Here is a 13,438-nt window from a genome sequence, read left to right on the forward strand (position 1 = left end):
GTGCATTCCCACGTCGAATTCCACGTAAAATGCCTGTGATCTGCGCTGATCCTGTATCCCGAATCGCTCGACGCACCTCGGCGCGGGCCGTTCGAGCGGCGTCCATGTCACCGATGACATGAATTTTCGCGAAACGCGTGACATCACGAGTTGCGTGGGTCACACTGATCCGCATCGCGATGCGGCTCGGGGCCGCACGACGACTCACCCCCACGGGATCGGGTCGATCGAGTCCCGCGATTCGACGAGGGACGGACATGTACGCAGCTTCGAACGACGCCGGTACGCCGGACGGCCGCGAGGACCGTCGGCGCTACGCGCCGGCCGATCTCACCGACATGGTGAGTCACCTGGCGTCCGTGCTGCGCGACGGATCCGGCGGGCGCCGACTGTTGGGTGTCACCGGTGCACCGGGCGCGGGCAAGTCGACCTTCTGCGCACTGCTTCAGGCCCAACTCGGTATGGACGCCACGCTGGTCGGGATGGACGCGTTCCACCTCGCCGACGAGGAGCTGATCCGCCTCGGGCGCCGTGACCGCAAGGGTGCACCGGACACCTTCGACGTCGACGGATACGTCGCACTCCTGCGCCGCCTGCGGAACCAGACGGCGACGACTATCTACGCGCCGCGGTTCGAGCGGTCGATCGAGGCCGCGATCGCCGGCGCCGTCCCCGTGCAGCGCGACACCGCGATGGTGATCACCGAGGGCAACTACCTCCTGCTCGACGACGGCGGGTGGGGCGCGGTGCGCGCGGAGCTCGACGAGGTCTGGTATCTCGACGTTCCGACGCAGGTGCGGGCAGAGCGCCTCGTCGCCCGGCACCGACACCACGGCAAGTCGCGCGCGGACGCCGAGCAGTGGACCCGTGACGTCGACCTCCGCAACGCGGAGATCGTGGCCGCGGCGGCCCGCCGCGCCGACCTGATCATCGAGGTGCCGAACGACCCGCATCTCGCGCCCGACACCGACTCACCACGCGACACCGACTCACCCGAGGAGCTCTCATGAGCAACCATCCCGACGGCGCCACGCCCGTCCTCGAGGCTCGCGGGCTCTCCCGCAGCTTCGGGAACGTGCGCGCGCTCGACGACGCCGATTTCGACATCTACGCGGGCGAGGTGGTCGCGCTCATCGGCGACAACGGCGCCGGCAAGTCGACGATGGTCAAGGCGCTCTCGGGCAGCCTGGCGCTGGACTCCGGCGAGATCCTCTACGACGGTGCGCCCGTCGATCTGGACAGCCCGACCGCCGCGGCAGATCTCGGCATCGAGACGGTGTTCCAGGATCTGGCGCTCGCTCCGCACCTCAACGCAGCCCAGAACATGTTCCTGGGCCGCGAGATTCCCGCGGCGGGACTGCTGGGCAAGCTCGGCTTCCTGAACACGGCCGAGATGCGCACACAGTCGCGTGCGGCGCTCGACGAACTGGGTGCCACGGTCCGCAGCCTCACCGACCCGGTCGGAGCCATGTCGGGTGGCCAGCAGCAGGCCATCGCCATCGCCCGTGCAGTGGCCTGGGCCAAGGGCGTGGTGTTCCTCGACGAACCCACCGCCGCACTCGGCGTGGTCCAGACCCGCAACGTGCTCGACACCATTCGTCGAGTGGCGGACAAGGGCGTCGCCGTGGTGTTCATCAGCCACTCGATGCCGCACGTCATGGAGGTCGCCGACCGCGTCCAGGTGCTGCGCCTGGGCAAGCGAGTCGCCACGCTCGATGCGAAGAACACGACCATGGAAGCACTCGTCGGCGCGATGACCGGCGCGACGGTGGGAGCCGCGAGATGAGCAATCAGACCTTGCCGAAATCAGCGGGATCCTCGGCCCCCGATCCGTCGTCGAACGGCAGCTCGTTCGATCTGCGGAGCAGCCTCGCCGGCCTCGCCCGCGTCCAGGTGTTCCAGATCGTCATCGTCCTCCTGGCGATCAGCATCCTGTTCTCGATTCTCGCGCCGAACAGTTTCCCCGAGTGGGGCAACATCCGGCAGATCATCCAGAACGTCTCGATCCTCGCCGTCCTCGGCATCGGGATGACGTTCGTCATCGTCACCAGCGGTATCGACCTCTCCATCGGCTCGGTCCTCGTCTTCTCCGGCGTCGTCGCCGCGAAGGTGATGCGGGCCGTCGGCGGCGAGGGCTGGAGTGTGGCCGTCATCGGCATCCTCGTGGCCGTCGCCTGTGGGCTCGCGTGGGGGCTGCTCAACGGGTTCCTCATCGGTATCGCGAAGGTGCCTCCGTTGATCGCGACGCTGGGTACGCTCGGCGGCGCACTGGGTCTCGCCCAGGTCATCACCGGTGGTGTCGACATCCGCGACGTGCCGCCGGTGCTGGTCGACACGATCGGCTACGGCAACGTTCCCGCGACCACCATCCCGCTCATCTCCTTCATCGCCCTGGTGTTCGTCATCGTGTTCGGTATCGTGCTGCACCGCACAAGATTCGGCCTGCACACCTTCGCTGTCGGGTCCAAGGAGCAGTCCGCCCGGCGCGTCGGCATCAAGGTCGACCTGCACCTGATCAAGGTGTACGCGCTGTCCGGCACGCTCGCCGGTCTCGCGGGCATCCTGTCGCTCTCGCAGTACGGCACCACGGCCATCGCCGGCCAGTCGCAGACCAACCTCAACGTCATCGCCGCGGTCGTCATCGGCGGCACCAGCCTCTTCGGCGGTGTGGGCACCATGTTCGGCACCGTCATCGGACTCTTCATTCCCGCCGTGCTCCAGAACGGCTTCGTCATCGTCGGTGTGCAGCCCTTCTGGCAGCAGGTCGCCGTCGGTGCTGTGCTCATCGCCGCCGTGTACTTCGATCAACGCCGCCGAGCCGCCGCCACCCGCGGGGCGTCGACGTCCTCACTGAAACGACTGTGGGCTCGAAACCCCTGACGTACCACCGTCGCTCAACCTCTCGACTTCACCGCAGTCACACTCCACTCACCACGCTCGGCCTACCGGAAAGATCACTCACCCATGCGTACATCCCGGACCGTCGCCGCCGCTGCGCTGGCAGCCGCGTCACTCTCCACCTTCGTGCTCGCCGGCTGTTCGTCCGACTCGGGCGGCGGTGAGAAGAAGCTGGCGTTCATCCAGGGCGTCAGCGGCGACGAGTTCTACATCAGCATGCAGTGCGGCATCCAGGACGCCGCTCAGGCCGCCGGCTACACGGTCGACGTGCAGGGCCCCGCGAAATTCGATCCGACGCTGCAGAAGCCGATCGTCGACTCGGTCGTCGCCTCTCGCCCCGCGGCGATCCTCATCGCCCCCACCGACGTGTCCGCGATGCAGGCACCGCTCGACGCCGCCGCCCAGGCCGGAATCAAGGTCGTCCTCGTCGACACGACGCTCGAGGACCCGTCGAAGGCAGTGTCGGCCATCTCGTCGGACAACGAGGGCGGTGGCGCGGAGGCATTCAATGCCATCGAGGAGCTGAACCCGAGCGGTGGCAAGGTCATCGTCATCTCCACCGACCCCGGCGTCTCCACCACCGACGCCCGCGTCAAGGGATTCGAGGACGCGGCCGCGGGCAACTCGGCCTTCCAGTACCTCGGAGTGCAGTACAGCCACAACGATCCCGCCGAGGCCGCTCGTCTGATCTCCGCCGCCATCGCGAAGGACCCCGACATCGTCGGTGTCTTCGCCACCAACACCTTCGCCGCGGAGGGCACCGCGACCGGCGTGCGCCAGACCGGGAAGCAGGAGCAGGTCAAGATCGTCGGCTTCGATGCCGGCCCCGCCCAGGTGAAGCAGCTCCGCGAGGGAACGGTCCAGGCACTCATCGCTCAGCAGCCGGCCACCATCGGCACCGACGGCGTCGAGCAGGCCGTCGCCTCGCTCGAGGACCAGCCCACGGAGAAGGACATCTCCACCGGATTCCACGTCATCACCGCGGACACGATCGACGGCGACGGCGCGCAGTACGTGTACAAGTCGGCCTGCTGATCGGCCGTCCCCAGCTGCGGTGGCGCTCTTCTGTCTCGCCGGCTCGATCCCGGTGAACGGGAGCGCCACCGCGTTCCACGTCGTACCACTCGAAAGGCACCGCTGCCGTGACCATCTCGATCCACGACGCCCTCACAGCGCCGCCCGTGGGCGTGTCGGTTCCGCGTCATCGAGTGGACGGCTCGACCCTGGTCTGCGGCATCGTCCACTTCGGTGTCGGCGCCTTCCATCGAGCGCACGAGGCCATGTACGTCGATCGCCTGCTCGCCGCCGGGCACCTCGACTGGGCGATCTGCGGTGTCGGTGTCATGCCCGCCGACGCGGCGGCGCGTGACGTCGCCGCCGCCCAGGACCAGCTCTACACCCTCACCACGGTGCATCCGGACGGCGCGGAGGACACCCGCATCGTGGGGTCCATCGCCTGCTACCTCTACGCGCCGGACGACCCGGGTCTCGTCGTCGCCACGCTCGCGGCACCCACCACGCACATCGTCTCGCTCACCATCACCGAGTCGGGCTACGGCATCGACGACGCGACCGGTGCCTTCGATCCGCGGGACGACGCGACCCGCCACGACCTGGTGTCTCTCGACGCGCCGATCAGTGTCCTCGGGTTCCTCACGGTGGCCCTCCGCCGCCGCCGCGACGAGGGCACGGCCCCGTTCACCGTCATGTCGTGCGACAACATCGTCGGAAACGGCGGTGTCGCTCGTGCCGCACTGGTGTCCTTCGCCCGTCACCACGACGGCGCACTCGCCGACTGGATCGACGACGCCGTCGCGTTTCCGGACTCGATGGTGGACCGGATCACCCCTGCCACGTCGCCTGCCGTGATCGATGCTGTGCGCGGGCGGACGGGTATCGACGACGCCTGGCCGGTGCGGTCAGAATCGTTCGCCCAGTGGGCCCTCGAGGACGACTTCTCCGACGGGCGGCCGCCGTTCGAGGACGTGGGCGTCCAGGTGGTCACGGACGTCGCGCCGTTCGAGCGGATGAAGCTGCGACTCCTCAACGCCTCGCATCAGATGCTCGGCTATCTCGGCGTGCTGGCCGGAAAGACGTTCGTGCACGAGGTGATGGCCGACCCCGACCTCGGAGCCTTCGTCGCCTCCTACATGCGCCACGAGGCGGCGCCCACCGTGGGCGTCGTGCCCGGTGTGGACCTCGACGCGTACATCGACGACCTGCTCGCACGGTTCGGCAGCCCGGCCGTGCAGGACACGGTGGCGCGTCAGGTGGTCGACGCGACGTCGCGCATCCCGAAGTTCGTCCTGCCCGTCGTGCGGGACAGGCTGCGTGACGACCGGTCGATCGATCATGCAGCCCTGATGCTCGCGGCGTGGTGCGCATGCATCGAAGGGGGAGTGGCGCTGCTCGATCGGGCGGCTGATCAGCTCTGCGCACTGGCGCGGGCCGACCACGACGGCCCCGGCGCATTCCTGGCCCAACCCGACGTCTTCGGGGACCTGACGACGAGCGTGCGACTTCGGGTGGCGTACCAGCGCGCGAAGCGTCGCCTCCAGGACGACGGCCCGATCGGTGCGGTCCGGCTGCTGGTGGCCTCCTCGGTCTGACGACGGACCCGGGACCCCGTCGTGTCGTAGGCCTGCACCCGCGTTCCGGCATCGTCGACGTCGTCTCTGTGCCGACCTCGAGCGAACGTGATAGAACTGTGTATAACGAGGTTCTGTACCTCGCGACGGCTCGTGCACCACGCCTCGATCACCGGGCATGCACCTCACTCGGGTCGACGCGCATGCCCGGAGTGCTCGGTCGTTCCTCGACGGAAGGCGTCACATGTCCAGCGAAGCACGCAGTGATTTCGCCCCGCACGGTCCCAGCGTCGACGCGCTGATCGCGTTGGCGAGTACCCCGGGCGCGGAATCGTATCTCGCACCCGAGGACATCGACTACAGGTCGTGGAATCACGTGGGTGACCCGTTGTGCGAGGCACTGATTCACGTGATGCGCGAACGTAAACTGATGGGTGGCGACATCTATGCGAACGCCAGAGAGCTCGAACGAGAGGGCAATTCGGAGGCCGTCGCCTTCCTCGCCGACGTCGAGGCCATTCCGAGCTGGCTCGATGTCGATTCCCTCAGGGTGGGTGCGCGGATGGGACGCCGCAATCCGCTGGGCATGTTGTTCGGGATCCACGGGGCCTTGCCCATGACCTACCTGGATCCGGCCACCGCGGAGGTGATGTCGTCGACCGGTCGCCTGGCCGGCGGAGGCGACTTCCGACGCCGTTTCTGGGAGACGGCAACCGGTTTCGTCGGAGCACTCGACGTGGACGGGATGTTGCCGGGTGGTGATCGCTGGATCATGTGGGTACGAATCAGGTTCATGCACACCATGATCCGGCTGGGAATCCACCGCAGTGCGAGGTGGCCCCGATACGAATCGGGAACGCCGATCAGTCAGATGGCGACTGCCGGTGCGACGTACATCTTCGGGCAGTACCGGGTCAACATCATGGAGTATTTCGGGGGAAAGGTGACCCCCGACGAACGCGACGGCTTCGCGCTGATGTGGCGCTGGGTGTCGCGCATCGAGGGTGCGAACAATCAACTGCTCGGGCGAGACCACGCCGAGGAGATGGCGATCCAGATGCGGATCCACGAGACGCTGCTCGGTGAGAGTGACAAGATGAAGACCTTGATGCGCGACGTCGTCGACGGCACAGCGTCGATGGCCGCTTTCGGGAAGTCGACATGGTTGAACCATGCGGTGGCGCGGCAGGTTCTGAAGCCGTCCATGATCGCCACGCACCCCGGTGGCGATGCTCGGGACGCGTTGGGCCTCGAGGCACGGCCCACGGCGGAGGCGGTGGTGCGACTGGGGGCGGGCGCGCTACGAGCAGTGAGTTCGGCGACGAGGCTTCCGGGAGTGCGCCGTATCGCCGAAGAGGGCGGTTTCCGACTGTTGGAGAGCTCGCTGGAACGCGGACTCGACGGCGTCCGAGCCGACTATCGCGGAACGGCAGTGGCGGGACGACCGACCGACGAGTGACGACGTCGTCGGCATCCATCGCGGCGCAACACTGCACGCGGGATGCCGACGAGTCGCCGTCGATTTCCGGTCCGAGGGTCAGGCCGACACTGTGTCGTACGGCGACGGCTTGTCGTCCCGCGCCCACGTCTTCTCCGCCTTCGAGAACGGTGGCGGCGGTGTCATGCCGTCGATCATCCAGCTCTTGAAGAGCCCTTCCACGACCGCTGTCTCCCAGCGTAACCCGCGATCGTCGACGAACGGTCGGACGATTCCGGCGAAGCTTTCTCGCATCAACGAATACAGGTCGTCCTCGGTCATCGTCGCGCCGAGCTTCTCGGACAGCTCGTCCATGTTGCGAGCGACGTGAAGTACCTCGATCAGGACGAAATCGTCTGTCGGTTCACCCCCGAGGTAGAAGTTCTCGGGATCGAATTCATGGAAGACGACGCTGGTGTAGAACTTCGGCAACCCGACGACGTCCAAGTAGAACGAGGTGATGCTGTCGGCGAACGCCTTCTTGTCGGCGGCGGTGTACACATTCTTCGCGGTCCTGATGTTCCAGAGCGGCATGCCTTCTCCTGTGGGTCGGTTCGAATCTGGGTTCGACTCGCACACCGAACTCGCCCGCCCCCTCGCGGGCGAGTTCGGTGGTCGTCGATCTTCTGGGCTGGTCTCGCCGTGGGGAGCGCGTCGTCAGCTGTCGGTCGAGACGCTCGAGTCCACGAGTTCGATGCGTACCGGGACATTCTTGTGCCACGGATTTCCGAAGAACTTGTCACGTCGCGTGACCGTGGTCAGTGTGTTGAGCGGCACGCCGACCACGGTGTCGCCGTTCTCTCCCGGGTAGGAGACACCCATGCCGTTGGGCAACGACACGTGTCCGGGTTGCATCATGTCGCTGATCTCCACCGTCGTTGTCGCCGTGCCCGTCTCCGTGATCAGACGCACGATGTCACCTGTGTCGACAGCGAGATCGACGGCGTCCTGCGGGCTCATGCGCAACGCCCCGCCCTTGTCGCGGCGACGCCACTCGGGGTCGCGAATGATGACGTTCGCGGTGAATGCCCGTCGCTCACCCGCCGACAGGATGAACGGGAATTCCTCGCTGGTGTAGCACGGTTGCTCGGCGTCGAGAAGACGAATCTCGTCCATGAGCTCCGGGATCGCGACGTGGATCTTCTTGTCCTCGTGACGTATGTAGGACCAGGCGTCGGAGTAGCGATCCTCGGTGAAGATCACGCCCTCGCGGCGGTCGCGGATCGCTTCGAACAGCTTCTCGCCCTGACCGTCGCCGTCGTCGGTGAACCCCGCCCGCCGTGTCGCGTCGGGCTGCGCGATGGCTGCGAGCTGAGCGAAACTCCAGACGAGTGACTGTGCCTCGTCCCCCGGCGCAAAGGTTGCCCCCAGTGTGCGATAGACGAGGTAGGGCACGATTCCGGCGAGTTCGGGCTTCTGCTCGATCGTCGAGAACAGTGCGAGGCTGTACGCGGATCGACCCACTCGTGCGGACGCCGTCAACGACGCGATGATGTCCGGATCCACGAGGTCGAGTCTGTCCATCACGGCCGCGTAGATCTCCGGTTCCGAACGGGTGCCCGGCATCGGCGGCATCAAGGGGTGACGCATCTGAAAAGTGTTGTGCGGGAAGTGCAGAGTGAACAGTGACGCCTCGTACTTCTCGAACTGACTTGCTGCGGGCAGCACGTAGTCCGCTGCCCTGGCGGTCTCGGTCAGCGCGACATCGATGACGACGGTGAGATCGAGGCTGCGCATCGCCTGCCGGAAGCGCTCCGAATCGGCCAAGGAGTGCAGGGGATTCGAGGACTCGATCCACATCGCGCGAAACCGGTCCGGGTGGTCGGTGAGAATCTCGTCCGCGATCGAGTTCCCGGGGATCAGTCCGGCCATGATGCGCGCGCCGGTCACCGGGGTCACCCCTTCATCCCCGGCGACGTTGCCCGCCAGCCTGGCGATCGGATCGGCTGCTGCCACCGACACCGATGCGAAGAAGAGTTGGAGCGCTGCTCGCGCGACGTTCTCGGCCACTTTCCCGGAGGTCGTGTGCCCGTCGAGGCGCGAGAGTACGGCGCGCATCGCGGAGGCGCCGTGACGCATCGACGTGAGTCCGACGGCACGCCGCACTCGGAAGAACGGCACCGGCTCTTCCCGCTCGATCGGAAACCACGGGCCGGCGAGCGGAAAGACCCAGGAGTGAAGGTGCATGCCGCCGGGCTTGGCGAAGTTGCCTGTCAGCACCCAGAGCATCTTCTGCAGATACGAGCAGACGGTGCTGTTGGGTGACTGCTGGATTCCCAGGTCCTCGTACGTGGCGACACTCTTCGCTCGCGCGATACGGCGGGCGGCTGCACGGATGTCGTCCTCGGGCACACCGCATCGTCGTGCGTAGTCGGTGATGTCGATGTCGCGGAAGAGCTGCAGAACCTCGTCCACGCCGACCGCATGGGTGTTCAGCCAGTCCGACGCGATCAGGTCTTCCTGTACGAGGGTGGCGTCGAGGGCGCCGAGGCACCAGACGTCGGTGCCGGGCTTGATCTGCAGGTGATGGTCGGCCATCGCTGCGGTCTCGCTCTTCCGGGGATCGATCACGATGATCGCGCGGTCGGGGTCGCGGGCCAGCTCCTTCAGGGTGGGTCGGGCCCGAGCCATCCCGTGCGACTGCCACGGGTTCTTGCCGATGAACACGGCGACTTCGGAGTTCTCGAAGTCGCCCGCCGTGTGGCCGCCGTACAGGTGCTTGTCGACGTACGCCTCGCTGGTCTTCTCCTGGCCCAGGGCGTTGGACATGTACTTGCCGCCCACGCCGTTGAACAGCGCGCGGCCGTAGCCGCCACCGAGGTGGTTGCCCTGACCACCGCCACCGTAGAAGAAGATTCGCTCACCGCCGTGTTCGTCCCGCACGGCGGCCAGGCGAGCGGCGATCTCGTCGAGGGCTGTGTCCCAACTGATCTCCTCGAACGTTCCGTCGGGACGTCGGCGCAGCGGGCTGTCGATTCGGTGAGCGCCGTTCTGATAGCGATCGAGCCGTAGCGGCTTCTCGCAGCTGTATCCCTGCGAGTTGGGATGGTCCTTGTCGCCTCGGATCTTGGTCAGCGCTCGGCCCTCGAGCAGCACCTCGATGCCACAATTGCATTCGCACAGAATGCATGCGGTCTTCTGCCAGTCGGCTGGTGTCGCGTCCTGCGTCATGTCGGTGGTCCCTTCGCGTCGTGTGAGCGATCGTACATAACAAAGTCATACTCGGGAGATCCGATCACAGATCCGACCGACAGGACGGGGAGTCCGCGGGTGACGTGACCAGACGCATAACCTCATTATGGACTCGCGTCCCCTGTGACTCGCCATCGTGGGCTCCGGCCCGGCCGGGATCTGTGCCGCAGACGCGCTGACGGCGTCCGACACGGCCTCCGAGCGGGGAGTGTCCATCGATCTGTACGAGCGGCTGCCCGCACCGTTCGGGCACCTGCAGGGGATCCCGTTCGACACCCGGCCCGGAGTCGTCCTCATGAAGCCGGACGCATCGTCGACGAGGGCACGCACCTGGCCGGGCTCTACACGACGGGCTGGGTCGAGCGCGGACCCATAGGCCTGATCGGGCACGCCGAAGGGCGATGCTCACGAGACCGTCGAGTGCATTCTCGACGACATGAGGGCCGAGTCGCCGGAGCCGACAGGGTGCTCTCCGCGCGACGGGCGTGACCGATACCTATCGTCTGCGTTTCCACCATGCCATGGCCTTCGCCGCGCCGGCCACGGACAGGTCGCGCGGGTACCCCATCCCGACGAAGTGGTTGACCGCCATCGGTTGCAGGATCGTCGCGACCGGATCCGCATGACCGGCGAAGTTGCCACTGATCTCCAGCGTGACGAAACCGTGCACGAGACTCCACAATTCGGCGGCGATCTGCTCTCCGTCGATCGGAGACACACCCGTGCGAGCCAGTTCCTCGCACGTGGCGGTCAGAACGGCGTAGGCCGGCGCGAATCCTTCGCTGGACGTCCGGTCCGACGAGGCGACGTACCGGTAGGTCCCACGCGTCGAGAGGCCGAACATCATGTCGTAGAGATGTGCATTGTTCTGGGCGACGTCGCGTGTCGTCAGCGCCATCGCGAACAACCGAGCACCCGGGTTCATGCGCGCCTTCGACGCGGTGAGCAGAGCTGCACGAAGATCGGCGTATCCGCGAATCACGACTTCCCGCAACAGTTCCTGCAGGCCGCCGAAGTGATGGTAGACGGTGATCGTCGAGACACCGGCGCGGTCGGTGATCGTCCGCACCTTCAACTCGCTGGGCCCGGCATCGGCCAGCAACTCCACCGCCGAGCGGACGAGTCGGTCGCGGACCGGCTCGTCGTCGACATTCCCGTCGCGGGAGCTGTGAGGGGATGCCATGAACCGATCGTTGCACACGACGCCGGGGTGTTCGGCTGACGGCACCACGGACCGCCCCGGAGGGACACGCACGGTGTCCCGACGAGGATCATGGTCCTCCCACCATTGTCTCGGCTACCAATGGAATCCGAAATGGTTGCTGAGATGCCATAATCACAGGGTGTGGTGGTTCATCGTCGGCATCGTGGCCGTCTGGTCGGTCGTGGCCGTGATGCTGGGTGTCCGCATGGGCCGGTCGATCCGCACTGCAGACATCGAGGAAGAGGCAGGCCGCCTTCGACGCGACGAGCACGAGCGTGCGGAACAGACGAAGACCGCCCGCCTCGACGAATTCGGACCCGGTCGCGTCGACTCCGATTCCTGACCCGGATCCGAGTCGGACGCCGACCGCACACACCCCGACATGGCGGAAGGCCCTGAACCGGCATCCCGGTGCAGGGCCTTCCTTCGTGTCTCAACCACGAGTCGGGGTGGCGGGATTCGAACCCACGACCTCTTCGTCCCGAACGAAGCGCGCTACCAAGCTGCGCCACACCCCGTGGCCGTTCACTACCCGTCCGGGCAGCTCTGCAACTCTATCGCACCATGGCTTCGGAACGCGAAACGCCCTGTTCGGGTGAGGTGACGGGCGGGCGCTTCGCCGGGACGAGAGTGATCAGGGTGGCCTCGGGGCGGCAGCAGAAGCGGTACGGCGCATACGGAGACGTACCGAGACCCGCCGAGACGTGCAGCCGGGTGTGGGCGCCCCACCGCGACGGTCCCTTGACGCGAGAGCGGTCGAGTTCGCAGTTCGTGACGAGAGCCCCGTAGAAGGGAACACACAGTTGGCCGCCGTGGGTATGTCCCGCGAGTACGAGGTCGTAGCCGTCCGCCGCGAAGCGATCGAGCACGCGCGGTTCGGGCGAGTGGGTGATGCCAATGCTCACGTCCGCGATGGAGTTCGGTGCGCCGGCGATGGTGTCGTAGCGATCACGCTTCAGGTGCGGATCGTCCACCCCGGCCGTCGCGATCCGAACACCGGACACCTCGAGCTCGCGGCGGACGTGGGTGACGTCCATCCACCCGCGCTCGGTGAAGGCGGCCCGCAGGTCCTGCCACGGCAGCGGGTTCCCGAAGACCTTCTTGTGATTCTTCGAGAAGTACTTCAGCGGGTTCTTGGGCACGGGTGCGAAGTAGTCGTTCGAGCCGAACACGAACAGCCCGGGCCTCCCGAGAAGGGAGCCCAGTGACTGCACCACGGCCGGGACCGAACGCTGGTGGGACAGATTGTCGCCGGTGTTCACGACGAGGTCGGGTTCGAGTCGATCGAGTTCGCGCACCCAGTTCTGCTTGAGCTTCTGGTCCGGCATCATGTGCAGGTCGCTGATGTGCAGGACGCGCAGCGTCGACGATCCCGGGGCGAGCACCGGCATCGTGGTCTCCCGCAGCGCGAACGCGTTGCGCTCGATGGCCGTGGCGTAGGTCAACCCCACCGCCGCAGACCCCGCGGCGAGGGCCGCGATCCCTCCGGGAGTGGCGAGAGAGCGCGCGGCCGACTGCAGACTCGGGAGCGAGTGCGCCGAGCGACGGGGGAACGCTGATGTACCGGACACCTCATCGACAGTACCGTTTCCTGCATGGCCGAGAACTGTGACATGGAAAAGCGCCTGCGGGCGGATCTGACGACATCGATGAAGGCGAAGGACAAGCTCCGGACGGCGACACTGCGGATGCTGCTGTCAGCCGTGCAGACCGAGAAGGTGTCGGGCAAGGAAGCGCACGAGCTCACCGACGACGACGTGCTGCGTGTGCTGGCCAAGGAATCGAAGAAGCGCGGCGAGTCCGCCGAGATCTACACCCAGAACGGGCGCGGTGAACTCGCCGCCACCGAGCGCGCCGAGGCGCAGATCATCGACGAGTACCTGCCGACACCGCTGACCGATGCCGAACTGGCCGACGTCGCCGACACGGCCATCGCACAGGTGGCCGAGGAGCTCGGGGAGCGCCCGGCGATGCGTCAGATGGGACAGGTCATGAAGGCAGCCACGGCGATCGCAGCCGGCAAGGCCGACGGCTCCCGCATCTCGGCCGCGGTCAAGGCTCGTCTGTAGAGCTGCTGCC

The 13,438-nt window shown here is 66.6% G+C and carries 13 protein-coding genes and 1 tRNA gene; 9 read left to right on the forward strand and 5 right to left on the reverse strand.

Annotation, left to right across the window (positions count from 1 at the left end; translation table 11 throughout):
• Window positions 1–257: 257 nt before the first annotated feature.
• The 6 genes from HQ325_RS00850 to HQ325_RS00875 all read left to right on the forward strand — a co-directional run bounded on the left by HQ325_RS00850 (window position 258) and on the right by HQ325_RS00875 (window position 6,945).
• A complete protein-coding gene (locus HQ325_RS00850; RefSeq protein WP_222626314.1) occupies window positions 258–1,010 on the forward strand; it encodes a nucleoside/nucleotide kinase family protein in 753 nt (250 codons plus the stop codon).
• Complete coding sequence (locus HQ325_RS00855; protein WP_222626315.1) at window positions 1,007–1,786, forward strand: ATP-binding cassette domain-containing protein; 780 nt, start codon at window positions 1,007–1,009, stop codon at window positions 1,784–1,786. Before HQ325_RS00850 ends, HQ325_RS00855 begins: the two co-directional genes overlap by 4 nt.
• Complete coding sequence (locus tag HQ325_RS00860; protein WP_222626316.1) at window positions 1,783–2,880, forward strand: ABC transporter permease; 1,098 nt, start codon at window positions 1,783–1,785, stop codon at window positions 2,878–2,880. Before HQ325_RS00855 ends, HQ325_RS00860 begins: the two co-directional genes overlap by 4 nt.
• An 84-nt stretch (window positions 2,881–2,964) precedes the next feature.
• On the forward strand, window positions 2,965–3,933 hold the full coding sequence (locus HQ325_RS00865) for an ABC transporter substrate-binding protein (RefSeq protein WP_222626317.1): 969 nt from the start codon (window positions 2,965–2,967) through the stop codon (window positions 3,931–3,933).
• Window positions 3,934–4,040: 107 nt separating this feature from the next.
• On the forward strand, window positions 4,041–5,507 hold the full coding sequence (locus HQ325_RS00870; protein ID WP_222626318.1) for a mannitol dehydrogenase family protein: 1,467 nt from the start codon (window positions 4,041–4,043) through the stop codon (window positions 5,505–5,507).
• Window positions 5,508–5,730: 223 nt separating this feature from the next.
• A complete protein-coding gene (locus HQ325_RS00875; protein ID WP_222626319.1) occupies window positions 5,731–6,945 on the forward strand; it encodes an oxygenase MpaB family protein in 1,215 nt (404 codons plus the stop codon).
• Window positions 6,946–7,023: 78 nt separating this feature from the next.
• Here HQ325_RS00875 and HQ325_RS00880 read toward each other — a convergent pair whose 3' ends face one another.
• Window positions 7,024–7,497, reverse strand: coding sequence for a tautomerase family protein (locus tag HQ325_RS00880; protein WP_222626320.1), 474 nt, complete (start codon window positions 7,495–7,497; stop codon window positions 7,024–7,026).
• 123 nt (window positions 7,498–7,620) lie between these two features.
• Entirely contained in the window at window positions 7,621–10,134 is a 2,514-nt protein-coding gene (locus HQ325_RS00885; protein ID WP_222626321.1) for a molybdopterin-dependent oxidoreductase, read from the reverse strand.
• 154 nt (window positions 10,135–10,288) lie between these two features.
• Here HQ325_RS00885 and HQ325_RS00890 point away from each other — a divergent pair, with 154 nt between their 5' ends.
• Window positions 10,289–10,531, forward strand: a complete 243-nt coding sequence (locus HQ325_RS00890; protein ID WP_374107202.1) for an NAD(P)-binding protein — start codon at window positions 10,289–10,291, stop codon at window positions 10,529–10,531.
• A gap of 120 nt (window positions 10,532–10,651) precedes the next feature.
• Here HQ325_RS00890 and HQ325_RS00895 read toward each other — a convergent pair whose 3' ends face one another.
• The gene (locus HQ325_RS00895; protein WP_222626322.1) at window positions 10,652–11,338 is read right to left on the reverse strand and encodes a TetR/AcrR family transcriptional regulator; all 687 of its coding nucleotides are present in this window, start codon (window positions 11,336–11,338) and stop codon (window positions 10,652–10,654) included.
• Between the two features lie 160 nt (window positions 11,339–11,498).
• Here HQ325_RS00895 and HQ325_RS00900 point away from each other — a divergent pair, with 160 nt between their 5' ends.
• The gene (locus HQ325_RS00900; protein ID WP_222626323.1) at window positions 11,499–11,702 is read left to right on the forward strand and encodes a hypothetical protein; all 204 of its coding nucleotides are present in this window, start codon (window positions 11,499–11,501) and stop codon (window positions 11,700–11,702) included.
• Window positions 11,703–11,803: 101 nt separating this feature from the next.
• On the opposite strand, the gene HQ325_RS00905 is transcribed toward HQ325_RS00900, so the two are convergent.
• A tRNA-Pro gene (locus HQ325_RS00905) sits at window positions 11,804–11,877 on the reverse strand.
• A gap of 36 nt (window positions 11,878–11,913) precedes the next feature.
• Window positions 11,914–12,879 carry a metallophosphoesterase gene (locus tag HQ325_RS00910; protein ID WP_222628734.1) on the reverse strand — a complete coding sequence of 322 codons (966 nt, stop codon included), beginning with the start codon at window positions 12,877–12,879 and terminating at the stop codon, window positions 11,914–11,916.
• 75 nt (window positions 12,880–12,954) lie between these two features.
• Here HQ325_RS00910 and HQ325_RS00915 point away from each other — a divergent pair, with 75 nt between their 5' ends.
• Window positions 12,955–13,428 carry a GatB/YqeY domain-containing protein gene (locus HQ325_RS00915; RefSeq protein ID WP_204869650.1) on the forward strand — a complete coding sequence of 158 codons (474 nt, stop codon included), beginning with the start codon at window positions 12,955–12,957 and terminating at the stop codon, window positions 13,426–13,428.
• The last annotated feature ends 10 nt before the right edge of the window (window positions 13,429–13,438 follow it).

This window comes from Rhodococcus sp. BP-349 (assembly GCF_019835845.1).
Taxonomy (GTDB): domain Bacteria; phylum Actinomycetota; class Actinomycetes; order Mycobacteriales; family Mycobacteriaceae; genus Rhodococcoides.